Raw genomic sequence first — 23792 nt, forward strand, 5'->3', positions numbered from 1 at the left:
GGCACTTAGACATCGGGCTTTTGAAACAAGGAGCGAGCGGTAGCCCCTGTAGAACCGGCGTACATGGCGGAACATTATCTGCGACAGAAGGAGCGAAAACCTTGAAAAGAAAAGTGTTTAAACAGACTTTGATGACTGTGCTTTCGATGTCGATTGCGTTCGGGCTTGTCCAGCCGGGCGGACTGCTGCATGCCAACGCCTCAGACGGACTTGGCTCCGGACAGACGGCAAAGGAGCGCAAAAGCGCTTGGCCTGCCGAAGCAGGAGCTGCGGACTCTCAGAAAGAACAGCCGCTGACGCCGTCGGTTCTGGGCTCCGGATCCTTCGATGATTCCCTTCCGGTTACCGAGCAGGACCGGTTTCTGAAGAGCAAAGAGAAGGAGGCGGCCCAACAACCGGTGCAGGTTCAGGAGGAGCCGGGCCGCATCCTTGTTAAATACAAGGAGGGAACCCCCGGGGCTCTTCAACCGATGGCAGGCGTCTCCGCCTCCTGGCGGCTGCCGGGCACTGGGCTTGAGGTGCTGGAAGTGAAGAAGGCGGACGTAAGCGGCACGCTCCAAGCTTTAAAAAAGGATTCTGACGTTTTGTATGCGGAACCGGACGTCAAGGTCCATTTTGCTTCAGTTCCAAGTGATCCACTATTAAGCGGACAGTGGGCGCTTCACAACGTGGGCCAATATGTGGACGGTCCCGTGAAAGGGATGCCGGATATCGATATCGACGCCCTGGAGGCTTGGGACATTTCCAAAGGCAGTCCCGACACTCTTGTGGCCGTAATCGACACCGGCGTGGATATCACTCATCCGGATTTGTCGGCCAATATCTGGACTAACCGGGGGGAAATCCAGGGCGACGGTGTGGACAACGATGGCAACGGGCTTGTGGACGATGTGCACGGGTGGGATTTTTACAATGGAGACGGTTCCGTTTATGACGCTAAAGACGGCGACTACCACGGAACAGAGCTGTCAGGTATCATTGCGGCCCAATCGAATAATGGGATCGGCATTTCTGGCGCTGCGCCTAAAGTGAAGATTTTGCCTTTAAAGGTGCTCGGACCGGACGGTACGGGATATGTATCGGACGTTATCAAGGCGATTGAATACGCCAACCGCGCCGGAGCCCAAGTGGCCACGCTTAGCTGGACGACGGATGTTTACAGCCAGGCTCTGAAGGATGCGATCTCGGATTCGCCGATGCTGTTTGCAGCAGCCGTCGGCAATGATTTTGACGATGGCTTCAATACCCCGGGAAGCTCGAAAAACCTGGACGAGTCCCCTGTTTATCCGGCCTCCTACGGGAGCAAAAACGTCATCTCGGTAGCGGCAGTCCAGCCCGGCGGCGATTTTGCCTGGTTCAGTAATTACGGACCGGGTTCCGTAGACGTCGGAGCTCCGGGGAACGCAATTCTGACCACGATTCCTGCCAGAAACGTCGGGCTTGGCGCCCAGGTTAACGGGGGCAGCTACAAGGTGGTCTACAATACCTTTGGTTTTGAACTGATGCCCGATTTGATTCAGCGGCAGGATGCTTTTAAAAAGGCAATGGATTTTCTGGATCCTCCCGGCTCGCCGAAACCATCGGTATTGGTGGTGCAGGATGACGAGAGCACAGGGGCAGGGAACCCGGATTATTTGCCCGACTATACCCGGCTGCTCGATATGACGGGGTATGCTTATGACACGGTAACCGTCGGCTATAACCTGGAGGGTCCCGATCTCGAAACGCTGCGGAATTACGATACGGTCATCTGGTTCTCCGGCCTGGGCAACGGAGGTTCAACCTCTGTATTGAAGGAGGCGGACCAGGAAAATCTGACCGCCTATTTAAAGGGAGGCGGGAATCTGCTGCTGAGCGGAGAAGGCACATTGTGGAAGCTTGCGGACACGCCTTTTATGCACGATATGCTTCATCTGGACTTCGTGAGGCTGGAGGAACCGGGCAGCGAATCCTGGACTTCCGGCACCGGCCGGGCAGGAACGATTTATGAAGGGCAGACGTACGGATTTTTGGATGCGGGCAATTTCAGCGATGTGGAGTCGAACGACCCTTCAAAGACAAAAATTAATTTGGAATGGGAAGTCGACGACTACGGGCTCGGTTACGGCACTTCCATGGCCGCTCCTCACGTGGCCGCCATCGCGGCGCTTATTTTGAGCGAAGATCCTTCGGAAACGCCCGAAAAAGTCAAGGAACGGATCATGCTGAGCGGCAAGCCGCTGGATTCGCTCAAAGACCTGACATCCAGCGGGAAAATGGCCGATGCCTTTAAAGCGCTGTCCGATGACGACCTGCCGGGCAAACCGTTCACGGGAACGGTGCAGAGCGGGGCGCTCCAACCGGATGCGAACCGGGACGATGTGTATTATGTTCATCTGCTCGCCGGTGAAAGGTTAAATCTGTCGCTTTCCGGAAGCACGGGAACGGATTTTGATCTCTATGTGTACGAGCCTTCGGCAGCAACGGTCCAAGGCAGCAGCGGCATGGCGGCCTATTCGGAAAATGAGGGGACTTCATCGGAATCCATTGATTACCAGGCCGTAGAGACAGGCTACTATTATATCGATATCCGGGCTTACGCCGGAACCGGTACGTATACGCTTAAGCTCACCAACGACCAGCCGGCCCATCCGCCGGGAGACTATGAAGATAACGATCCGGCGCTGCTGTTCAGCGGGCCCTGGTCCAGGCTTGCGGATGAAGAATATTCGGAGGGAACCGTAACAAGCTTGGACGGACCGGGCAGCGTGAGCTTAACGTTCAGCGGCGGACAGGTGGAATGGCTCGGTTATAAGGGGCCGGACCAGGGCATCGCCGATGTCTACATCGACGGATTCAAAGTGGCCTCTCCGTCTCTGTACAGCGGGCAGCCGCAGGCCCGGCAGGTTATTTTTAAGAAAAGCCTTCCGGCCGGTGTGCACAATTTAAGCCTTTCGTGGACCGGAAATCGGGCTCCTCAGTCCGCCGGCAGCGCTATTAATATCGATACCCTGCGAATTACGGCTCCCGCGGAGCCGGCCCTCGTGAAGCTGGAGGAGAACGATTTGGCTTTCACCTATACGGGGCAATGGGATCCTTATTCTTCAGGCGACTATTCCAGCGGAACCTCCTTGAATTCCAGCACCGGCGGCGCAATGGCGGTTCTTTCGTTTACCGGCACCCGGGCCGTGCTGCTTTCCACCGTCAATGCAGGCGGAGGCAAAGCGATGGTCATGCTGGACGACCGGCAGGAATCGGCACAGACCATTGATTTTTATAGCCCGGATACGAAATACCAGCAGCCGGTGTTTGATACCGGGGAACTGCCGGACGGAACGCATACCCTCCGCATCGTAAACATTTTTGCGCATAACGAAAGCTCCTACGATTACAGCGTTAATATCGATGCGCTGCTGGTGACCAAAGCCTCGAAAGGAGATGCCGGCGTCTCGACGGTAACGACCTTCGAAGAAGCGGTGCCTCAGGTGGAATACAGCGGAATTTGGAAGTTCAGCTTCTCTTCGAAAAACTCCGGAGGCGGCGCCAGATACACCGACCAGACCGGGAGCTCCGTTTCGCTTGATTTCAGAGGGAGCAAGATCACCGTTTTGGGAACTCAAGGCCCGTCTTTTGGCAAAGCAAACGTATATATTGACGGGAAGTTGCTCACCCGGACTCCTATTGATTTCTACAACAAAACCTATCAATACCAGGCCGCCGTATTCGAGTATGAGCTGCCCGGGAATGAGCCCCACACCATCAAGATCGTAACCCTCGGGGAGAAAAACAGGAATGCATCCGGCACCTCGGTCAGCATCGACAGCTTTAAAGTCACTAGCGATCAGTTTGATACAACGAAATAACCCGCCATAAATGGCAAATAAACTGATGTCGGAGCTTATCCGGCGTCAGTTTTTCTTTATAATCAGTCGGCTTGTCCTTATTCCTGATACAATCTGATCGGCGTTTCTCTTATAATAACGGTAACAATTTTATGGAAAAAGAGGTGCCCCATGCTGCTCGAAGTTATTGCTACATGTATGGAAGACGCCATCGCCGCCGAAGAAGGCGGGGCGGACCGGATTGAACTGATTACCGCCATCGGGGAAGGCGGGCTGACGCCCGGAATCGGCTTGGTCAAACAGGCGGTAAAGGCCGTCCGGATTCCGGTTCACGTGATGGTTCGTCCGCACAGCCGCTCTTTTGTATACGGCGCGCTGGATCAGGAGGTTATGGCGGAGGAAATCAAGGCGATCCGGGAGGCCGGAGCCGCCGGCATCGTCATCGGCGCTTTAACGCCGGAGGGCCGGATCGACCAGGCTGCGCTGGAGCGCTGGCTGCCGCTTGCGGAAGGGATGAACGTCACCTTTCACCGAGCTTTTGACGAGCTTGCCGATCTGGCCGGCGGACTGATGGAGCTGAGAGCTTTTTCGCCAATCAACCGGGTGCTCACTTCGGGAGGAATCAAGCCGGCTCCGCAGGCGATTCCTGAAATAGCAAAGCTCGTGGGGGTGTCGAAGCGGGAAGCCGCTACGCAAAGGGACCGGCAAGCCGGAGCGGGAGACCGTCCGGTTATTTTAGCGGGACATGGCCTTACAATCGAAGGGATTGCCGATTTCGTCCGGGCCACGGGAGTGGGGGAAGTGCATTTCGGCACGGCGGTGCGCCGGGAGGGGAACGGCTTCAAGGAAATCGATCCGCAGCGGCTGCGGGAGCTGGTTAAGCACCTTAAAGGTTAATGGGATGAATCCCTGAAGATTTTAAGAACATTTCCGTTTAAAGGGGCAAACTCGAATGAGGCGGCCCAAAAGTGGTAAAATAAAACAAAGGCCAAAGCCGGAGCAGTATGCCGTAAAGGCGGGTTTTGGATCTGGAAGCAGGCTGCCTGATACCTTGACGATCCGGATAGAGGAAGGTGGATATCGGGTATGAGGACATGGATGCCGGACATGAGCATTCGGATTTCGTATCGCTGGAAGGTATGTATTCAAAGGAAGATCATGCGAAGGGAGCCAGAATAATGAAGGATCTGTTTAGCCGTGCGGTGTCACTCGGGCTTGGAGTAGCGGCCCAAAGCAAGGAGCAAATTGAAAAAGCGGTAGATGAGCTGGTCAAACGAGGCGAAATCACCCGCAGCGAATCGTCGGATGTGGTGAACGATCTGGTTGCTAAAGGCCAGGAGGCCAAGCGCAACCTGGAAGCTATGGTGAATGAGCGCGTTCAGAGGCTGACGGGGGCCGGCAGCTATGCGACTAAGGAACAGGTCGAGGAGCTGCTGAAGCGGATCGAACTGCTGGAGCAGAAGGTTTTTGCGCACAGCCAGGGCGGCGTGGCCGGGGCTCCGGGGCAGACACCGGCGGGAGGTGCCGCGGAAGGGCCGGCAGCCGACTCCGTTCAGGAACTGGCTGACGAGCTGCAGGAACCGGGCGACCGTTCATAAAAACGGCGTTTACCGGATAAGGAAGGGGGGCGGACGATGAAGGCGGGGAAACGGGTAAGGCATCTCCTCCGGTACCGGCAAATCGCGGCGGCCCTTGTCCGCAACGGGTTTGGATACATTGCCCATGAGCTGGGTTTTCCCGACCACATTCCTTTTAAGGGGAAAAAGGAGGAATCCCAGCCGAAAACCCGGGGCGAAAGGGTCCGTCTGATTCTGGAAGAACTCGGGCCAACCTATGTGAAAATTGGCCAGATCGCCAGCACGCGCCCCGATTTGCTTCCGGCGGACCTGATCGCCGAGCTGGAGAAGCTGCAGGATAACGTTCCTCCCTTCTCTTATGAAGACGCCGCTGCAATCGTGGAAGAGGAGCTGGGCGGCAGCATCGAGGAACTGTTCCTGGAGTTTGCCCGGGTTCCCATGGCAGCGGCGTCGATCGGGCAGGTGCACGAGGCGGTGCTGCTGGACGGTTCAAGGGTGGCGGTTAAAATTCAGCGCCCGAACGTGGAGCAGATCATCCGGACCGATTTGGATATTCTGCTGGAGCTGTCCAGAGTTGCCGAGGAAAGGCTGGATTGGGCGAAGCATTACCGGGTCAGGGAAATTGCCGAAGAGATTGCCAAAGTGCTGAATGAGGAATTGGACTACACGCAGGAAGCCAGGAACGGGGAGAAAATCGCGGCCCAATGCGTCCGCACCGGAAACGTCAGAATTCCGAAGCTGCATTGGGAATACTGCACCCGCCGGGTGCTGACCATGGAGTTCCTGACCGGGATTAAACTGGCGGATGCCAGAAGGCTGGAGGCGGCCGGGATCGACCGCAAGCAGCTTGCCGGCCGGATTGCTTCGGTCATTTTCCATCAGATTCTGGTCGAAGGGTTCTTTCACGGGGATCCCCATCCGGGGAATTTTCTGGTTCTCCCGGGCGGCGAACTCGCCATGCTGGATTTCGGGATGGTAGGGCGGCTGTCGCCGAATATGAAGCAGCATTTCGCCTCGATGGTGATTGCGCTGCGGAATCAAAGCTCCAAGGGCATTTTGCGGGCGATTGCCGCCATGGGGATCGTGCCGGATGACGTAAATGAGGCCAAGCTGTTTGACGACGTCGAGCAGCTCAGGGAGAAGTATTACAATGTTCCGCTCAGCCAGATCAGTCTCGGGGAAGCGGTCAACGATCTGTTTAAGGTGGCTTTCCGGCATCAGATCGTGCTGCCATCCGAGCTGACGCTGGTAGGCAAGGCGCTGCTGACCATGGAGGGCGTAGTTACCGCGCTGGATCCGGAGATTAGCGTATTTGACATTGCCGAACCTTACGGCGTGCAGCTGCTCAAGGAACGGGTAAATCCGCTTAACGTTTTCAAGAAGTGGTCGGACAAAATCCCGGATTATTGGGATCTGCTCAGCGACGTGCCCAAAAACATCAAGGTGTTAAGCACGCTGGTCAAAAAAGGGAAAATTCAGGTTGAGCTTACGGCCCCTGAGCTGAACGCTTTTCTCCGCAGAATGGACCGGGTCAGCAACCGGGTTTCTTTAAGCATTGTCTTGCTGTCCTTCAGCATTCTGATGACGGGCCTTATTATCGCTTCCGCCCTGACCAGCCAGAAATCGGTTTTATGGAACTTCCCGGTCATTGAGATCGGACTTCTGATTTCGGGGGTGCTGGTGGTTTGGCTGATCTTGGCCATCTTCAGGTCGGGCCGCTTTTAACAGATAAAGAAAACCGCCGGGTCGGGAGCTATAAGCGCTCTGGTCCGGCGGTTTTTGTTGTCCGGTAATCCGTAGGGGAATAACCGGTGGTTTTCTTGAACATCCGCGAGAACAGCAGCTGGTCGGAGTAACCGACCGAAAACGCGATCTCCTTCATGGAAAGCGCCGTCCCGGCCAGCAACTCGCACGCTTTCTCCATCCGGTACCGGGTCAGGTACTGCTGGGGAGGCAGGCCGGTGGCCGTTTTGAACAGCTGGGCGATATATTTGCGGTGGAGGCCAAGCGCGGCGGCCATCTTTTCGATGGTCATCGGCTGCGTGTAATGCCGCTGGATATAACAGATGCCCTGTTTCACATAATCGTTGTGAATCTGCTGCTTCTGGGACAGCTGGGCGGCCGGGGCCTCCGGCTCCAGCAGGATGGACAAGAACGCATAAAGGGCGGAAGCTACGCGAAGCGGATTGCTGTAGGGCTGCTGGTTGGCGTCAAACAGGCGGCTGAGGCAAGCCCGGATTTCAGCGTCTTTGGAGCAGGGAATGACCGGATGCTCGCGGGTAAATCCCGCCTGTCGCAGGTAATGCTCCGCTTGGCTGCCGTTAAAGGCCACCCAGGAATAAGCCCAAGGGTCGGCTTCGTCGGCCTGATAATGGCAGAGTTCCCCGGGCGTCAGCAGAAAAGCATGGCCGGCGGACAGACGGTAGCTTTCAAGGGGAGTGCTGTAAATCCCTTTACCGCTATGTACGTACAAAATTTTATAATGATCCTTGATGCCTGGTCCCCATGAATGGCCGGGCAGGCACTGCTCCGTGCCGGTGTAATAGAACTGGATGTCCAGCCCGGTTTCGATAACCTGCTGGGCGATTTTATGGGGTTTTATGTTCATGGGTATAAAAACTCCTCCCGGATTTGGTGCGAATAAGGGTCAGCGGGCCTTGGCCGGTCCAGTATGCAAGCAACGGAATAAGGACATTTTTCCATACGATACTGCCATTCTATCATAGAATCCGTCTTCTTATTTTACTAAAATGATATAGTAAGCGCATTCATTAAGAGGGGGTAAGCTCATGGAATTTACTTACTTGGGCCGAACAGGCCTGAAAGTCAGCAGCTTGTGTCTTGGAACGATGAATTTTGGTACGGCTACGGAGGAAAAGGAAGCATTTCGCATCATGGATGCAGCGCTGGATGCGGGCATTACTTTTTTTGATACAGCAAACGTATACGGCTGGGGGGAAAATGCCGGCCTGACGGAAAAAATCATCGGCAGATGGTTCGCCCAAGGCGGCGGACGCCGGGAAAAGGTGGTTCTGGCGACCAAGGTTCACGGTCAAATGAACGATGCGAACGACGGGCCAAATGATGAACGCGGTTTGTCCCTCTACAAAATCCGGCGTCATCTGGAAGGCTCCCTGCGTCGTCTGCAAACGGACCATATCGAGCTTTACCAGATGCATCACATCGATCGCCGGACTCCATGGGAGGAGCTGTGGGGCGGATTCGAGGCCATGGTTAACCAAGGGAAAGTCGATTATATCGGCTCCAGCAACTTTGCCGGCTGGCATTTGGCGAAAGCACAGGCAGCGGCTGCGAAACGGAATTTCCTCGGCCTTGTCAGCGAGCAGCATTTGTACAACCTTGTAAACCGCAACGCGGAGCTGGAGGTGCTTCCGGCGGCGCAGGACTATGGCCTGGGCGTAGTGGTATGGAGTCCGCTGGCCGGCGGCCTGCTGGGCGGAAGCGCGTTGAAAGCAGAAAAGGAAAAGGGCGCCCGTACCACTCAAAGCAAAGAAGTCATCGAGCGGCACCGCCAGCAGCTTGAACAGTATGCCAAGCTGTGTGACGAGCTGGGCGAATCACAGGCTAACGTCGCCCTGGCCTGGCTGCTTGCCAACCCGGCGATTACAGCGCCAATCGTCGGGCCAAGAACGATCGAACAGCTGGAAAATACGCTGCGGGCCGTTGAAATCAAACTCGATCAAGCTACGCTGGACGAGCTGGACCGCATTTTTCCGGGGCCGGGTGGAGCAGCGCCGGAAGCTTATTCCTGGTAAGCAGGCAAGTTAAATACCAGCAGCGAGAGGAGCGGAATCCGCTTGAACAGATATGCGTTCGTAACCGGAGCCGACCGCGGTTTGGGCCTGGCACTGGTCAAAGGGTTGCTGTCGCGGGGATTTCACGTGTTTGCAGGACAATATATGCCGCAATGGACGGAGCTTTCGGAGCTGAAGCGGGAGCAGGGCGAGTCGCTTAAGCTGGTCCCGCTTGATATTGGAAGCGGCTCCAGTGTCAGCGAGGCTGCGAAGCTCGTAGCTTCCGTCACGGATCGGCTGGAGCTGGTCGTGAATGCGGCGGCCATTTTGGGCGATGTGGATGCGACTATTGAAGATGAACTGGATTTTCAAGAGATGCAGCAGGTCTTTAATGTCAATGCGCTGGGAACGCTGCGGGTGTCGAACGCCTTGATCGGCCATTTGCTGAAGGGGGAGGGCAAACTGCTGGTCAATATCTCTTCGGAAGCGGGCAGCGTCAAAGACAGCGGCCGGGTCAGCTGGTTTGCCTACTGCATGTCCAAATCCGCTCTCAATATGCAGTCCAAGCTGATCTTCAACCGGATTGCGCCGCAGGGCGGCAAAGTGCTTATCGTCCATCCCGGCTGGGTGCGAACGTACATGTCGGGGATGCTGAATACGGTAGGCGATCTCTCGGCAGATGAGTCGGCGGCGGCCATTTTAAAGCTGGTTGACGAACGGCTGCAGCCGGGATACAAACAGGAAGCGCTGGCGCTGCTGGATTACAGCGGGAAACGTTTGAACTGGTAATAAGGAGGGATTGGAATGGCTGTAAAAGCTTTGCTGCTCGGGGACAATGAGCGTGCTTCTTATCACCCGATGGAGGCGGTGCGCGAAACGCTGGTCGGCCTTTTAGGAAAGGATTTTCTGGTGGAAGACACGGAGGACCGGGGAGAATTGGTTATGGATCGGTTGACCTCTTCCGGATACGCTTTGTGCATTTCTTATACGGACAGCTGGAAAATACCGCCGCAGGCGCACGAAACCGCCGGTCTGCTGCAATATGTAGCGGGAGGCGGGGGACTGCTGGCGATCCACAACGGCATCTCGCTGCAGGCGGCGCCGGAGCTTGCGCAGCTAATTGGCGGCAAGTTTACAGGTCATCCCCAGTATACGGCCCTGGATTTCAGTCTTACGGGCGCGGAGCATCCGGTAAGCAAAGGGGCGCCGTCTTTTTCGATGGACGAAGAGCCTTACCGTTTTGAACTGGATCCCCTTGCCGGCATAGAGGTGCTGCTTACGTACCGGCACGAGGGGAAAGATTGGCCGGCAGCGTGGGCCAGAAATTACGGTCTCGGAAAAGTGGTCTTTCTGATGCCGGGCCATCACCTTCCTTCTTTTCAAATCAAGCCTTATCAACAATGGATTGTCAACGCCGCCCGCTGGGCGTCCGGACAAGGATAAGAGCACAAACAAACGCCAGGCCCCGAGCAGAATGTCCGTTAGGGGTCTGGCGTTTTTAGTTAATACAATTTGCTAAGCGACTCCGAGGTAAACGACTGGAGTTCATTAAGCCGGCCCTCCCGGACCTTGGCTGCCCATTCGGGATCCTGAAGCAGCGCCCGGCCCACCGCCACAAGGTCGAATTCTTGACGCTCCAACCGTTCAACCAGCTCCCGGAGGTCTTTTAATCCCGCGGATTTGCCTTCGCCGAACGTAGAGGTGAATTCGGCGTCCAAACTTACGGAGCCAACGGTTGTAGTCGGTTTTCCGGTCAGCTTCTTCACCCAGCCGGCCAAATTCAGCTCCGATCCTTCAAATTCCGGTTCCCAGAAGCGCCGCGTCGAGCAGTGGAAAAGATCCACGCCGGCATCCGCCAATGCGCCTGCCAGCTGACCCAGCTTCTCCGGCGTATCGGCGAGTTTGGCGCTGAAATGTCCGGATTTCCATTGGGATATACGGAAAGCTACCGGAAAATCGGGACCTACTGCAGCGCGAACGGCTTTCACGACCTCAATGGCGAACTGGGCCCGCTTTATCATGTCGCCGCCGTAACGGTCCGTGCGTTTATTCGTTTTCTCCCATAAAAACTGGTCGATCAGATAACCGTGCGCGCCATGAATTTCAACGCCGTCAAACCCGATCCGCTTGGCGTCCGCCGCGGCATCGGCAAAGGCCCGGATCACCTTGGCGATCTCCTCCTCCGTCATCGGTTCGACGGTAGGGTTGCCATTCAGGTCCAGCCCGGACGGTCCAATCGGCAAAGCTTCCGGGTTTGGACCGGTTCCTTTTTGCCGCGTCATGCCGACATGCCAGATCTGCGGGAAAATTTTGCCCCCAGCTTCATGCACCTGCCGGACGACTTCGGCCCAGCCGTTCAAGGCTTCTTCGCCGTAAAAGAAAGGGACGTTAAGCGTATCGCCTGCGGCAGGATGGTTAATCAGCGTGCCTTCGGTCACGATGAGCCCTACGCCGTTTTCGGCGCGGCGGCGGTAATACGCAGCTACGTCCGGGCCGGGAACGCCGTTCGGAGAGGAAGCGCGGGTCATCGGCGCCATCACGATCCGGTTCGAAAGCTTTAACCCGTTTATCGTAAAAGGCTCAAACAAGGCTTCCAGAGAAGTGGATTGCTGCTGTGGATTGCTCATGAAAAATTCGCCTCCAATGATATAATTTTAGTTTATTGATCAGAATACTGCGATTAGATTGTACTCCTTTTAGAAAATTTTGCAAATCTGCCGTCCCTTCATAAACGGAACAAGGTCGTTCAGACTTCTTTCGGCAGCCCGGCCGGCCCATTTCTGCTCAATTCGTCTATACTATAATAGAGACGAAACAGACAAAAATCTTAAGACTTAACGGGAGGACCTTGCTAATATGCCCTTCGGACAGCAATACATTCTGCCGGCGGTCAAGACGGCCAAAGAGATAGAAGCAGTGCTGGATGCGCCGTACGTTTATCTTGTGCTGCTTGGCGGCAGGCTGGCCCGTCTTCGCCCGCTGGTCGAGCTGGCGGAACGTGCCGGCAAAAAAGTCCTGCTTCATGCCGATCTGGTTGAAGAACTGAAAAACGATGAATATGCGGCGGAATATTTATGCCAGGCCGTCCGTCCCGCAGGCTTGATCTCCACCCGCTCGAGCGTGGTGCAGAAAGCGAAGCAGAACAAGCTGATCGGCGTTCAGCGCATGTTTCTGATTGATTCCGGTGCGCTGGAGAACAGCTATGCTTTATATGAAAAAGCTCGTCCGGATTATATCGAGGTTCTTCCCGGCATAGTCCCTTCGCTGATCCGGGAAGTGAAGGAGCGTACCGGCATCCCGATTATCGCCGGGGGATTTATCCGGACGCAGGAGGATGTAAAGGCGGCGATTACGGCCGGCGCTCAGGCGATCTCCACTTCCCGGCGCGAGCTTTGGGAAGCGGGGACCGGGAAGTAGGAACGTAGAACGGGGGAAACGAAACAAACCGATTCTTTAAATTTAAAATGCATATGGTGTGCCGGTATCGATGGTGTTATAATGGCCCTAACAAGTTGATACGGGTTGGAGACGAGGAGAAACCACGAAATTCGCCGGGACTTTATAAGGTCCAGGCTGCTTTCGCGGTTTCTTTTTTTATTTCTAGGGTCTGCCCCGATAGGTTGAAGGAGGAAACAGCGATGAACGCCAAGGTCAATTCCGTTTTGGATTTTTCGGCGTACAGCCGGGAGGAAGTTTTGAGTCAGCTTCAGGAGGGACCGCTGGATGTATTGATTATCGGCGGGGGGATTACAGGGGCGGGCATCGCGCTGGACGCGGCAAGCCGGGGCCTGAAGACAGGGCTCGTAGAGATGCAGGACTTTGCGGCAGGCACGTCCAGCAGATCCACCAAGCTGGTGCACGGCGGGCTGCGATATTTGAAGCAGCTGGAGATCGGTGTCGTGGCCGAGGTGGGCAAGGAGCGTGCCATCGTTTACGAGAACGGGCCGCATGTGACAACGCCGGAATGGATGCTGCTGCCTTTTTATGCAGGCGGCACGTTTGGCCCGCTGTCCACCTCGCTGGGGCTGCGGGTGTACGATTTCCTTGCGGGCGTGAAGAAATCGGAGCGCCGGACGATGCTGAGCCCGGAGGAAACGCTGCGCAAAGAACCGCTCCTGAAGAAGGAAGGGCTGAAAGGCGGCGGATATTACGTCGAGTATCGGACCGACGATGCCCGGCTGACGATCGAAGTGATGAAAAAGGCTGCCGAATATGGCGCTAAGGCCGTTAATTACGCCAAAGTGGAGTCGCTCGTTTACGAGAACGGAACGGACGGAAAGGAAGCCGGCCGGCTAACGGGGGTTCGGGTCACGGACCTGCTGGGCGGGCGGAGCTATACTCTCCATGCCGCCAAAATCGTGAATGCGGCCGGGCCTTGGGTGGACACGATCCGTGAGCTGGATCAATCCAAAAGCGGCAAAACGCTGCGGCTGACCAAAGGCGTTCACCTCGTTTTTGACCAAAGCCGTTTTCCGCTCCGGCAGGCGGTTTATTTCGATACGCCTGACGGGCGGATGGTATTCGCTATCCCCCGAGGAGGCAAAACGTATTTCGGAACGACCGATACGAATTACCAAGGGGATATCGCTCACCCGCTAGCCACAGCCGAAGACCGGGCCTATCTGCTGGAAGCCGCCAATTTTATGTTTCCGGATTTGAAGCTGGCGGATGCCGATATCGAGTCCAGCTGGGCCGGACTGCGGCCGCTGATTCAGCAGGAAGGCAAAGACCCGTCCGAGATCTCGCGGCGGGATGAAATTTTTCATTCCCCGTCGGGCCTCATTTCGATAGCGGGAGGCAAGCTGACCGGTTACCGTAAAATGGCGGAACACGTCGTGGATGACGTGGTCCGGCGTTTGGACGAAGAAGGCAAGCTGGCGGGCAGAAACATCGAGGCCGCATGCCGGACGAAAAAAATCCCCATCTCCGGTGGGGACGTCGGAGGCTCCGCCGCTTATGAAGCTTACGCGGCAGCCCGCGCAAGCATCGGAACGGCTGCGGGTCTTCCCCCAGAAGAAGCGCTGGCGCTGGCGCTGTTTTACGGCTCAAACGCCGAAGCCGTGTTTGCCTTTACGGCGGATGGGGAAACGCGCGCCTGGGCGGAGCGCTTTGGCCTTCCTTTGGGCATCGCGGCACGGCTGCGCTACGCGCTTGAGCGGGAGATGGCGGCGAAGCCGCAGGACTTTTTTGTCCGCCGAACAGGCTGGATGTTCTTTCGTATTGCGGAGGTTCGGAAATGGCAAGAGCCGGTGCTTCAGGCTATGGCGGAAAGCCTGGGCTGGAGCAATGAATTAAAAGACCGCCACGCCGCCGAGCTGGAACAGTTGATGGAGGAAGCGGTTCATGCCGGGCCGTTGATTACGGCGTAGGCGAGCTTTACCAATTGAACGGTGCGAAGGAAAGCAGGGGGATTGGACCGTGCTTCCTCCGCGCCGTTGTTTTTTTTACGTCTGCATGCGATAATGGAATTTTGCCGTTTGTTTATATATTGCGATAAGCAGTGGAGGTAGGAGAAGCAAGTGAGCCGTTATCCTTTTGAATACGATCCTTCCCGACCGTTCGTCGAGCAGGCGGGCGAGTGGATCGGGGATGTTTTTTATGAGCTGCTGCCCGAAGCCGGATTTGAGGTCCGGGACGAGCAGATTTATATGGCCTATCAACTGGAGCGGGCTTTTGCCGAGAAGATGCCGATCTTTGCGGAGGCCGGCGTGGGTACGGGGAAAACGCTGGTTTACCTGCTGTACAGCATCTGTTATGCGCGGTATACGCGGAAACCGGCGGTGATTGCCTGCGCCGATGAATCGCTGATCGAGCAGCTCGTCAAGCCGGAGGGCGATATCGCCAAGCTGTCGCGCCATCTGGGGCTTGAAATCGATGCCCGGCTGGCCAAATCGCCGGATCAATATCTGTGCCTCAAGAAGCTGGATCAGGCGCAAAACCTGCAGGATGCAAGCCTGCCGCTTGCGGAGGTGTACGGCACGATCCCGGATTTTGTCCATGCCCATACCGCTCTGCAGGAGTTCCATCCGTACGGAGACCGCCGGGATTATCCCGATATGACCGACGAGCAGTGGAGCCGGGTCAACTGGGATTCGTTTCAGGACTGTTTTGCCTGCGATATGCGCCACCGCTGCGGACAAACGCTTTCCCGCGACCATTACCGGAAATCGGCGGATCTGATCATCTGCTCGCACGACTATTATATGGAGCATGTATGGACTTACGAGGGGCGCAAGCGTGAAGGACAACTTCCGCTGCTGCCGGAACACAGCGCCGTCGTATTTGACGAAGGCCATCTGCTGGAATCGGCGGCGATGAAGGCGCTTGGCTACCATATGAAACACAATGTCTTCGAAGAGCTGATCAGCCGCCTGCTGCAAAATGAAATCCGCGAAACGCTCGCCGTTCTCGTTGACGAGGCTATCCTGCAGAGCGAGCGGATGTTTGCGGCGATCCGCCGTCAAAGCCAAAGGGTGCCGGGCTCCGAGCGGATGAGCATCGAGCTGAGCCCAGCGCTGCTGCGCGAGGTGCGCCGGCTGCGCAGCGTGGTCAGCGCCATCGAAGAAGAGCTGGTCTTTGAAGGCGAGCTTTATACGATTGACAGCTACCAGCTGCGGATCGTCGAGGAGCATTTAGAAATGATGGGGATTGCCCTGCGGCTGTTCGAGGAATCCGGCGCTTTGATCTGCTGGGCGACGGAGGAGAAAGACGGCCTGGCGCTCAGCGTCATGCCGCGGAACGTCAAGCAGGTGCTGGAGGAACGCGTGTTCAGCCAGCGCATGCCGATTATTTTTTCATCCGCGACGATGTCGGTAGAGAAATCTTTCGGGTTTATTGCAGACAGCCTGGGCATGAAAGATTATCTTTCGTTTTCGGTCGATTCGCCGTACGATTATGAAAAGCACATGAAGGCATATATTCCCGAGCCCTTGCAGGGCGGTTTTAACGAAAAAATGGAGACCGCTATGCGGCTGATCCGGCACACGGAAGGCCGGGCTCTGGTACTGTTCCGCACGCAGGAGGAGCTCCGGCAATTTAAGGCGGCAGCCGATTCGCGCCAAGAACTGACAGGTCTGCGGATGCTGTATGAGGGCGACCGGGAAATCAGTCATCTGATTGCGGCTTTCCAAAACGATGAGCACAGCGTTCTAAGCGCCGTCCGGCTGTGGGAAGGCCTTGACGTTCCGGGGCCGTCGCTGTCGAACGTCCTCATCTGGTCGCTGCCTTATCCGCCGGATGATCCGGTTTTTGCGGCCAAGCGGGCGGAAGCTGCTCATCCGTTCGAGGAGGTGGACCTGCCGTACATGCAGCTTCGCCTGAAGCAGGGCATCGGCAGGCTGATCCGCTTAAGCGAAGATCAGGGCATGGTTACGATTATGGCCGATCCGGAAGACGGCCGGCCGGTTCACGATTTTATTCGTTCCGTCCTGCCTAAAGGCGTGGAATTGAACAAGCTAGACCGGAATACCGTTATCTGAATCGGTAAACGAAAGGGAGGGATTCCTTTGTCGTCTGAGGAAATGCTGGACGTTTATACGGAGCAAGGGATAAAGACAGGAAGCGTGAGCCGTAAGCAGGCCCATGCGGAAGGGTTGTGGCACCAGACATTCCAATGCTGGGTCATCGACAGGCAAACCGATCCGGGCAATCCGGGGCTTTTGTTTCAGCTGCGCGCAGAGGACAAAGAAACCTTCCCCGGCAAGCTGGATATTTCCTGCGCCGGCCACCTGCTTGCTGGAGAAACGCCCGAGGACGGCGTCCGGGAGCTGGAGGAGGAGCTGGGCATCCAGGCGGCCCCGGACGATCTCGTGTATTGCGGCAGTGTTGCCCAGGAAAGCTATATTTCACCTGGTCTGATCGACCGCGAATTTAATCGGGTGTATCTTTACGAATGCGGTCTGCCGCTAGAGGCTTATCTTTTTCAAAAGAGCGAAATTTCCGGCCTGTTCCTCATCGGTCTCGCCGAATACAAGGCGCTGCTGAACGGGGAACGGGAATACGTCGAGGCCAGAAACGGAGTGCGGCATAACAGGCAGCTGGACAAGCTGTTCCGGTCGGTCGAACGCTTTGGGCTTAACGACTTCACGCCAAATTCGGAGGAATATTACAAGCTGCTGTTTGATGCTCTCGAAGGCCGTTAAGACTAAATGGAATGAAGGGAACCGGGTTTTAACCAGGTTTTCGGGAAAAAGGATTTAAAAGCGCCAATCTATGGGATTGAGCGCTTTTTTTGATTTTTAAAAGAAAGCGTTACCGGCCAACAGGGCCCCGGATGCATGAAACTTTTTTGAAAGGGAATACCATTTTAAAAGTCAGGAACAAACCAGAGAAGGAGAGCGCATATGAGCAAGGAGCATCGCCCGCCATTAACTTCCACCGAGATGGGATTGCTTTGGAGTACCTACATCAATGATTCCATGTCGGTTTGCACCATGAAACATTTTTTGAACAATGTTGATCATGCCGAAACCCGATCCTTGATCAAACTGACGCTAAGCTTATCGAACAGGCACCTTGAAGAGATTTCAGCATTGCTCCACGAAGAAAATTTCCCGCTGCCCATAGGCTTTCTGGAAGAAGACGTCAACGAAGGCGCCACGCGTTTATTTTCGGACCACTTCTATCTGTTTTATATCAAAAACATGTCCAAAGTCGGTTTGGCGATGCACAGCATGGCCTACTCCATGAGCGCGAGACTGGACATCAGAAGTTTTTACCGCGAATGCCTGTACCAGGTGGAAGCCCTGGACCAGAAGGTCACGGAGGTGCTGCTGGAAAAAGGTATTTTTATTCGTCCGCCTTACATGCCCGTTCCTGAGAAAGCGAGGTTCGTGGAAAGCAACCGTTTTTTATCCGGAGGGTTCTTCGGGTTCATGGAAAAACGCCCGCTTACGGCCATTGAGATCAGCCACCTCTTCTCCAACATTCAAACTAATGCGTTAGGCAAAGCGCTTTTGATCGGATTCAGCCAGGTGGTCCGGTCGGAGGAAATCCGGAAGTTTTTGCGCCAGGGGGTGGACATTTCCGCCAAACACGTGAAAGAGTTTTCGGAAGTCTTGAGCGCCGACGGCCTGCCGATTCCCATGACTTGGGATTCCGAGATTACGTATTCGCAGGAGCCGCCGTTTTCGGACAAGCTGATCCTGTTTCACATTTCTCTTCTGGTCGGGGCGGGAACGGCAAATTATGGATTGGCGGCTGCGGCGAGCCCGCGGAAGGATATAGCTGCAACCTATCTCAGATTAGCCGCGGAAATAGCGACCTATGCGGAAGACGGGGCGAAAATGATGATTAGACACGGTTATCTGGAGGAACCGCCTGAAGCGCCGGATAGAAAGGAATTAACCAAAGCCTGAGCTTTTATGGGAAATGGACGAATAAAATAAGCATTTAGGAGCCAAAGCCTGTATACTCGATAATGATAAAAGGCTGCGGGAGGAAATGCTTTGGATACGGAACAAATGGAACAAATGAAATTAATGAGACAAAAGGGGCAAACCTCGAAACAAGACTTATCCCCATCGAAAAAAACGGCAGGCTCCAAGCTGCGGATCATGGCGACCACAGACGTGCATGTACATCTGCTCGGCTACGATTATTACGGCGATCAGGAGACCGACCGGAACGGGCTTGTTTATACGGCCGGACTGATCCGGCAGGCCAGAGCCGAAGCGCCGAACAGCCTGCTGCTTGACAACGGGGACATTTTGCAGGGCTCGCCGATGGGCGATTATGAAGCGCAGAAAGCCGCCAATTCCGCCGGTTCGGCTGGAGGCTCAGCTTCGGCCAAGGCCGCGGGGAGCGGCATTCACCCGGTATTTAAAGCGATGAATTATCTTGGCTATGACGCCGGGACGCTGGGCAATCATGAATTCAATTACGGCCTGGATTACCTTCAGCAATGCTTGAAAATGGCCGATTTCCCTATTACGAATGCTAATATTATCGCTGCCGGACACGAGGGGGATGAGGCGGACGGGACTGCCGCCGCCAAAGGCCGCCCCTTGTTTCAGCCTTATGTTTTGCTGGACAAACCGCTCAAATGTGAAGACGGGACAGAACGTACGGTAAAAATCGGACTGATCGGTTTTGTTCCTCCCCAGATCATGCAGTGGGACAAAAGCAACCTCGAAGGCAAAATCAAGGTGCGCGATATGCTGGAAACGGCCCGGGAATGGATTCCGGTCATGAAGGAGCAGGGGGCGGAAATCGTCATCGCCATGGTCCATGCCGGATATGAAGACCTGCCGGAAACGCCTTACATGGAAAATGCCGCGCTTCATTTCGGCCGGGTGCCGGATGTGGACGCCATCGTTTTCGGGCACGCGCACAAGCTGTTTCCCGGCCCTTTTTTCGAAGGGAAAACCGGCGTCGATAACGAACGCGGGACGATTTACGGCATTCCGGCCGTGGAGCCCGGTTATGCGGGGGAACATCTGGGGATCATCGACCTGGAGCTGGAGCAGCGGGACGGCCGCTGGCGGGTGACGGACGGGAGAGCCGAATGCAGGCCGATGTATGATGCGGCTGCGGGCAAACCGCTCGTCGAGCCCGACGGGGAATTGGCCCGGCTGCTTGCGGACAGCCATGAAGAAGTGCTGGCTTACATCCGGGGAGCGGTAGGGCAGACAACGGGGCCGATCCACAGCTATTTCTCCCTGATTGCGGACGACAGCTCCGTTCAGCTCATCAATGATGCGCAGCGGGATTATACCCGTAAGCAAATGGCGGGTACGGTCTATGAAGGACTGCCCGTGCTTGCGGCTTCGGCGCCGTTCAAGACGGGAGGCCGATACGGCCCCGGCCATTTTACAAGCATTCCGGCCGGCGGTTTGGCCATCAAACATATCGCGGATTTGTACAACTATCCGAACACGCTGCATGCTCTGCATCTGAACGGCGCCGAAGTGAAGGAATGGCTGGAGTGGGCCGCGGGTCTGTTTGCACAGATCGATCCGGATTCACCGGATGAGCAGCCGCTGATCAATCCGGATTTCCCAAGCTTTAATTTCGACGTGATCGACGGGGTTGACTATAAGATTGACGTGACCGGGCCGGCGAAATACGATGCGGCAGGCAAGCTGATCCACCCTGAGGCGAACCGGATCGTGGAGCTGGCTTTCGAGGGCCGCCCCGTGGGCCACGAACAGTTTTTTATCGTAGCGACCAACAGCTATCGGGCGTTTTCGTCCGAGCTTGCGAATCCGGGCGGGCAGCGAATCGTGCTGGCTTCCACGGAGGAGAACCGTCAGGTGCTTACGCAATACATTAAAGACACGGGCATCATCCATCCTTATGCGGACGGCAATTGGAAGCTGCTCGCTCCGGGCGGGCAGCCCAATACGACGATTCTGACTTCACCGAAAGCCGTCCAGGCAGCGGAAGGATGGGAGGGGCTACAGTTCGAAGGGATGGACGAAGCCGGCTTTGCCAAATTCAGGGTCGATTTGAACCATTTGATTGCAGCGAAATAAGGTGAAAAAAATTCGAAGACCGTTTCCGAACAGGAACGGTCTCTTTTTTTTGGCAAAACGGGAATACTAAGCCGGAATCTCGATAAGAGAATCACCTAATTTCAGGATAAAAAGTTTACGTTGACGTTAACGTTAGTCAGATATATAATATTTTACATACTTAAAAAATGATTGTGTAACAATTGTATTTTTTGTTTGGGGATAGGAGGGGAAAAACAGGTTAAGAAAGGGGAAGGCGCACATGCTTTATAAAATCGACGAGGTGGCCAGGGAATGCGGCCTGACCAAACGGACGATCCGGTATTATGAAGAAATTGGCCTGCTTCCGTCTCCGCAGCGGAGCGAAGGAGGCATGAGGCTCTACAGTCAAAACGACATTGATTTGCTCAAGCGAATCGTCAGCGCACGCGAGGTGCTGGGTTTTTCGCTGCAGGAGCTGCACCAGTACGTCCAGTATGCCGAGGTGCTGACAGGCCAGCGTCAGGATTATATGGAGAAGATGAACAGCCTGACGCCTGAAGAACGGAAGCGCAAACTCGCCGAAATCGATAAGACGGTAACGGGCCAGCTGGCTTTGATGGAGCAGAAGATCCAGAATATCCAGCGGTTCCAAGAGGAGCTTACGGAGTTTCAGAAGCTTGTGAAATCCGCTTTGGCTAAGCTCTAGCAGAATTTATGCAATTTTGACGGGGAACAAATTAATGCTGAAATGAATTTGGAGGGTTGGAGTCATGAAATCAGAACCACACAATGCAGAGGAGCTGCAAAAACGCTCCGGCATGTTATCGCAGCCCAAAGCCGTTTGGGCTGTTGCTTTTGCCTGTGTCATCTCGTTTATGGGTCTTGGACTGGTCGATCCGATTCTGCCGGCCATCGCCGATCAGCTGCATGCCAGCAAAAGCCAGGTGTCCCTGCTCTTTACGAGCTATAACCTGGTTACCGGCCTGGCGATGCTGATTACCGGCGTTATTTCCAGCCGGATCGGCATTAAATGGACATTGCTGACGGGCATGGTTTTTATCGTTATTTTCTCTGGGCTTGGCGGGTTGTCGGATACGATCAGCCAGATCGTAGGTTTCCGTGCAGGCTGGGGCCTCGGCAACGCCTTGTTTATTGCGACGGCGCTGTCGGCGATCGTCGGCTTTTCCACGTCGGGAACGGCCAAAGCCATTATCTTGTATGAAGCCGCATTGGGGCTGGGGATTTCGGTAGGTCCGCTGCTGGGCGGCGAGCTGGGTTCCATCTCCTGGCGCGGTCCCTTCTTTGGCGTAAGCGGGCTGATGCTCCTCGGTTTCCTGTTTGTCCTGTTTGTGCTTCCTAAAGTCAAGAAAACGGCAGCCAAAACGTCCTTGAAAGATCCGTTCAAGGCGCTGGGTTATCCGTCCCTGCTCACGCTTGGAATCGTGGCTTTCTTGTACAACTTCGGCTTTTTTACCTTGATGGCTTATTCGCCTTATGTCATGGATCTGGATGAACATGGCTTGGGATATGTGTTTTTTGGATGGGGCGTTCTGCTTGCTTTGTCTTCTGTGTTTATCGCTCCGAAAATCCAGCGCAGATTCAACCTGGTGCCTTCCATCGGCTGGATGCTGACGCTGTTTGCGATTGATTTGGGCGTCATGGCGATCGGGACGATCAACCATTCCCCCAATACGGTGATCGTGGCCGTTATCGTAGCCGGCTTGTTCCTTGGCATTAACAACACCTTGATTACAACGGCGGTTATGCAAGCTGCCCCGGTTGAACGTTCAACGGCTTCCGCGGCTTACAGCTTTGTCCGATTCCTCGGCGGAGCGGTATCGCCTTGGCTGGCCGGCAAACTCTCCGAATGGTACAACGCCCAGCTGCCTTTCTGGTTTGGCGGTGCCATGGTGCTTATTGCCGTAGTGGTTTTGGTCGCCCGCGGGAAACATCTGCGCGGCATTAATATGGAAGGTCATTAATTAAACAAGGGAGTGTTCCGCAATGTTCAAACATATTCTGGTTCCGGTGGACGGTTCCGAGCATGCTCTCCATGCTTTGGCCTATGCAAAAGAACTGGCGCTCAGCACGGCCCCCACGCCGAAGCTGACCGTGCTGCACGTCAATCCCGACGTGACGATCAACGAACCGCCGGTTGGCGTGGAGCTGGATGAACGGATCGCCGAGGAAGGCGGCCAAACGCTGATCCCGGTCCGGGACCTGCTGGCGGAGCTGCATGGCGGATATCAGACGGCAGTGAAGCACGGCGATCCCGGCAAAGTCATTTGCCAAACGGCCGCACGTGAGGGAGCCGACCTGATTGTGATGGGCACCAGGGGCCTGGGACTGGTTTCCGAGCTTCTGATCGGCTCCGTCAGCCATTATGTGATTCAACATGCGTCTTGTCCCGTATTGACCACTAAATAAGGTTGCTTTTCCTTCGAAGCTATTTGGAAGTAGGTTTCAAAAAGAATAAACCGGCTCCTGATCCCGTTTGTTTTCAGGCGGAAGCGGGGGCCGGTTCTATTTTTTTTATCTATAGAACTAAAAGGTTTTCTGGGTTACAATGTATTCCAGTAAAACCAAGGAGATAGACGATACATGGTAACGTTGGAGAGAATCAAGAAAGGCCAGGTGCGTTCGGAAATGGAGCTTATGAACTCCGATCCGTATTTCAATTTGGTCTCCAAGGGAAAAAAACATTTTAGTTTGGAGGAAGCTCTGGAAGAGATCTGCGAATCCGAAGCATTGGGAACCGAAAGGTATTTCGTCGTGCTGAACGATGAGCGGATCGGCATTCTGGAGTTTTTGATGGAAAATCCGAAAGACGGCCAAACCTGGCTTGGACTTCTCCTGATCGGCAAACCTTGGCAGCGCCGCGGATATGGCAGGAAGGTTTTTAAGCTGTTTCTGGCGATGATGCAGGAACGGGAAGTATCCCGCGTGCGAATCGGGGTTACGGTCAACAATGCGCCGGCGCATCACTTCTGGATTATGCAGGGGTTTAAGCCGATTGCTTCGAATCAGAAAGAAGACGGCCGGGAAATCATAATCTATGAAAGGCTTATCTAGCAATTTCGATTAAAAATGAGGATAAGCAAATTTTAAGCGGTTACATAAAAGAATTCCGGTTTTGCAGCCCTTTTTAGCTTGAAGGTATAATGAAGGCATAAGCGTTGCATCGGACCATAGAAGATAATAATC

19 protein-coding genes are annotated in these 23792 nt (G+C 55.1%); 17 read left to right on the forward strand and 2 right to left on the reverse strand.

Annotated features, from left to right (window positions below):
* Nucleotides 1-101 precede the first annotated feature (101 nt).
* The 4 genes from AC3ZPD_RS15810 (at nucleotide 102) to AC3ZPD_RS15825 (ending at nucleotide 7123) form a co-directional block, all read left to right on the forward strand.
* Nucleotides 102-3842, forward strand: coding sequence for a S8 family serine peptidase (locus tag AC3ZPD_RS15810; protein ID WP_490985250.1), 3741 nt, complete (start codon nucleotides 102-104; stop codon nucleotides 3840-3842).
* Nucleotides 3843-3992: 150 nt separating this feature from the next.
* Complete coding sequence (locus tag AC3ZPD_RS15815; protein WP_490985251.1) at nucleotides 3993-4718, forward strand: copper homeostasis protein CutC; 726 nt, start codon at nucleotides 3993-3995, stop codon at nucleotides 4716-4718.
* A gap of 281 nt (nucleotides 4719-4999) precedes the next feature.
* The gene (locus AC3ZPD_RS15820) at nucleotides 5000-5419 is read left to right on the forward strand and encodes a phasin family protein (protein WP_490985252.1); all 420 of its coding nucleotides are present in this window, start codon (nucleotides 5000-5002) and stop codon (nucleotides 5417-5419) included.
* A gap of 36 nt (nucleotides 5420-5455) precedes the next feature.
* Nucleotides 5456-7123 (forward strand): ABC1 kinase family protein, encoded by a 1668-nt coding sequence (locus AC3ZPD_RS15825; RefSeq protein ID WP_490985253.1) that lies wholly within the window; start codon nucleotides 5456-5458, stop codon nucleotides 7121-7123.
* Nucleotides 7124-7151: 28 nt separating this feature from the next.
* On the opposite strand, the gene AC3ZPD_RS15830 is transcribed toward AC3ZPD_RS15825, so the two are convergent.
* Entirely contained in the window at nucleotides 7152-8006 is an 855-nt protein-coding gene (locus AC3ZPD_RS15830; protein ID WP_490985254.1) for an AraC family transcriptional regulator, read from the reverse strand.
* Nucleotides 8007-8187: 181 nt separating this feature from the next.
* Here AC3ZPD_RS15830 and AC3ZPD_RS15835 point away from each other — a divergent pair, with 181 nt between their 5' ends.
* The 3 genes from AC3ZPD_RS15835 to AC3ZPD_RS15845 are packed head-to-tail and all read left to right on the forward strand — an operon-like array spanning nucleotide 8188 to nucleotide 10596.
* Nucleotides 8188-9174 carry an aldo/keto reductase gene (locus AC3ZPD_RS15835; protein ID WP_490985255.1) on the forward strand — a complete coding sequence of 329 codons (987 nt, stop codon included), beginning with the start codon at nucleotides 8188-8190 and terminating at the stop codon, nucleotides 9172-9174.
* Nucleotides 9175-9216: 42 nt separating this feature from the next.
* Complete coding sequence (locus AC3ZPD_RS15840; protein ID WP_490985256.1) at nucleotides 9217-9942, forward strand: SDR family NAD(P)-dependent oxidoreductase; 726 nt, start codon at nucleotides 9217-9219, stop codon at nucleotides 9940-9942.
* 15 nt (nucleotides 9943-9957) lie between these two features.
* Nucleotides 9958-10596 carry a ThuA domain-containing protein gene (locus AC3ZPD_RS15845; protein ID WP_490985257.1) on the forward strand — a complete coding sequence of 213 codons (639 nt, stop codon included), beginning with the start codon at nucleotides 9958-9960 and terminating at the stop codon, nucleotides 10594-10596.
* Nucleotides 10597-10655: 59 nt separating this feature from the next.
* Here the strand turns inward: AC3ZPD_RS15845 and AC3ZPD_RS15850 are convergent, their stop codons facing one another.
* Nucleotides 10656-11780 (reverse strand): NADH:flavin oxidoreductase, encoded by a 1125-nt coding sequence (locus tag AC3ZPD_RS15850; protein WP_490985258.1) that lies wholly within the window; start codon nucleotides 11778-11780, stop codon nucleotides 10656-10658.
* Between the two features lie 229 nt (nucleotides 11781-12009).
* Here AC3ZPD_RS15850 and AC3ZPD_RS15855 point away from each other — a divergent pair, with 229 nt between their 5' ends.
* From AC3ZPD_RS15855 to AC3ZPD_RS15900, 10 genes are all read left to right on the forward strand, one after another.
* Entirely contained in the window at nucleotides 12010-12570 is a 561-nt protein-coding gene (locus AC3ZPD_RS15855; protein WP_490985259.1) for a glycerol-3-phosphate responsive antiterminator, read from the forward strand.
* Between the two features lie 221 nt (nucleotides 12571-12791).
* Complete coding sequence (locus AC3ZPD_RS15860) at nucleotides 12792-14522, forward strand: glycerol-3-phosphate dehydrogenase/oxidase (RefSeq protein ID WP_490985260.1); 1731 nt, start codon at nucleotides 12792-12794, stop codon at nucleotides 14520-14522.
* Between the two features lie 150 nt (nucleotides 14523-14672).
* The gene (locus AC3ZPD_RS15865) at nucleotides 14673-16631 is read left to right on the forward strand and encodes an ATP-dependent DNA helicase (protein ID WP_490985261.1); all 1959 of its coding nucleotides are present in this window, start codon (nucleotides 14673-14675) and stop codon (nucleotides 16629-16631) included.
* Nucleotides 16632-16658: 27 nt separating this feature from the next.
* Complete coding sequence (locus AC3ZPD_RS15870; protein WP_490985262.1) at nucleotides 16659-17294, forward strand: NUDIX hydrolase; 636 nt, start codon at nucleotides 16659-16661, stop codon at nucleotides 17292-17294.
* Between the two features lie 201 nt (nucleotides 17295-17495).
* Entirely contained in the window at nucleotides 17496-18509 is a 1014-nt protein-coding gene (locus tag AC3ZPD_RS15875) for a DUF3231 family protein (RefSeq protein WP_490985263.1), read from the forward strand.
* A gap of 90 nt (nucleotides 18510-18599) precedes the next feature.
* Nucleotides 18600-20627: a bifunctional 2',3'-cyclic-nucleotide 2'-phosphodiesterase/3'-nucleotidase gene (locus tag AC3ZPD_RS15880; protein WP_490985264.1), complete on the forward strand. Its 2028-nt coding sequence runs from the start codon at nucleotides 18600-18602 to the stop codon at nucleotides 20625-20627.
* Between the two features lie 241 nt (nucleotides 20628-20868).
* Nucleotides 20869-21294 (forward strand): MerR family transcriptional regulator, encoded by a 426-nt coding sequence (locus AC3ZPD_RS15885; protein ID WP_490985265.1) that lies wholly within the window; start codon nucleotides 20869-20871, stop codon nucleotides 21292-21294.
* Nucleotides 21295-21358: 64 nt separating this feature from the next.
* Nucleotides 21359-22570: an MFS transporter gene (locus AC3ZPD_RS15890; protein ID WP_490985266.1), complete on the forward strand. Its 1212-nt coding sequence runs from the start codon at nucleotides 21359-21361 to the stop codon at nucleotides 22568-22570.
* Between the two features lie 22 nt (nucleotides 22571-22592).
* A complete protein-coding gene (locus AC3ZPD_RS15895; protein ID WP_490985267.1) occupies nucleotides 22593-23015 on the forward strand; it encodes a universal stress protein in 423 nt (140 codons plus the stop codon).
* Between the two features lie 174 nt (nucleotides 23016-23189).
* Nucleotides 23190-23660 (forward strand): GNAT family N-acetyltransferase, encoded by a 471-nt coding sequence (locus tag AC3ZPD_RS15900; RefSeq protein ID WP_490985268.1) that lies wholly within the window; start codon nucleotides 23190-23192, stop codon nucleotides 23658-23660.
* The last annotated feature ends 132 nt before the right edge of the window (nucleotides 23661-23792 follow it).

The sequence above is a fragment of the Paenibacillus mobilis genome (genome assembly GCF_058267595.1).

Coding starts and splice junctions, on each gene's coding strand:
- AC3ZPD_RS15815 (WP_490985251.1), top strand. CDS start 3,993: ATGCTGCTCGAAGTTATTGCTACATGTATGGAAGACGCCATCGCCGCC.
- AC3ZPD_RS15820 (WP_490985252.1), top strand. CDS start 5,000: ATGAAGGATCTGTTTAGCCGTGCGGTGTCACTCGGGCTTGGAGTAGCG.
- AC3ZPD_RS15825 (WP_490985253.1), top strand. CDS start 5,456: ATGAAGGCGGGGAAACGGGTAAGGCATCTCCTCCGGTACCGGCAAATC.
- AC3ZPD_RS15830 (WP_490985254.1), bottom strand. CDS start 8,006: ATGAACATAAAACCCCATAAAATCGCCCAGCAGGTTATCGAAACCGGG.
- AC3ZPD_RS15835 (WP_490985255.1), top strand. CDS start 8,188: ATGGAATTTACTTACTTGGGCCGAACAGGCCTGAAAGTCAGCAGCTTG.
- AC3ZPD_RS15845 (WP_490985257.1), top strand. CDS start 9,958: ATGGCTGTAAAAGCTTTGCTGCTCGGGGACAATGAGCGTGCTTCTTAT.
- AC3ZPD_RS15850 (WP_490985258.1), bottom strand. CDS start 11,780: ATGAGCAATCCACAGCAGCAATCCACTTCTCTGGAAGCCTTGTTTGAG.
- AC3ZPD_RS15855 (WP_490985259.1), top strand. CDS start 12,010: ATGCCCTTCGGACAGCAATACATTCTGCCGGCGGTCAAGACGGCCAAA.
- AC3ZPD_RS15860 (WP_490985260.1), top strand. CDS start 12,792: ATGAACGCCAAGGTCAATTCCGTTTTGGATTTTTCGGCGTACAGCCGG.
- AC3ZPD_RS15875 (WP_490985263.1), top strand. CDS start 17,496: ATGAGCAAGGAGCATCGCCCGCCATTAACTTCCACCGAGATGGGATTG.
- AC3ZPD_RS15885 (WP_490985265.1), top strand. CDS start 20,869: ATGCTTTATAAAATCGACGAGGTGGCCAGGGAATGCGGCCTGACCAAA.
- AC3ZPD_RS15890 (WP_490985266.1), top strand. CDS start 21,359: ATGAAATCAGAACCACACAATGCAGAGGAGCTGCAAAAACGCTCCGGC.
- AC3ZPD_RS15895 (WP_490985267.1), top strand. CDS start 22,593: ATGTTCAAACATATTCTGGTTCCGGTGGACGGTTCCGAGCATGCTCTC.
- AC3ZPD_RS15900 (WP_490985268.1), top strand. CDS start 23,190: ATGGTAACGTTGGAGAGAATCAAGAAAGGCCAGGTGCGTTCGGAAATG.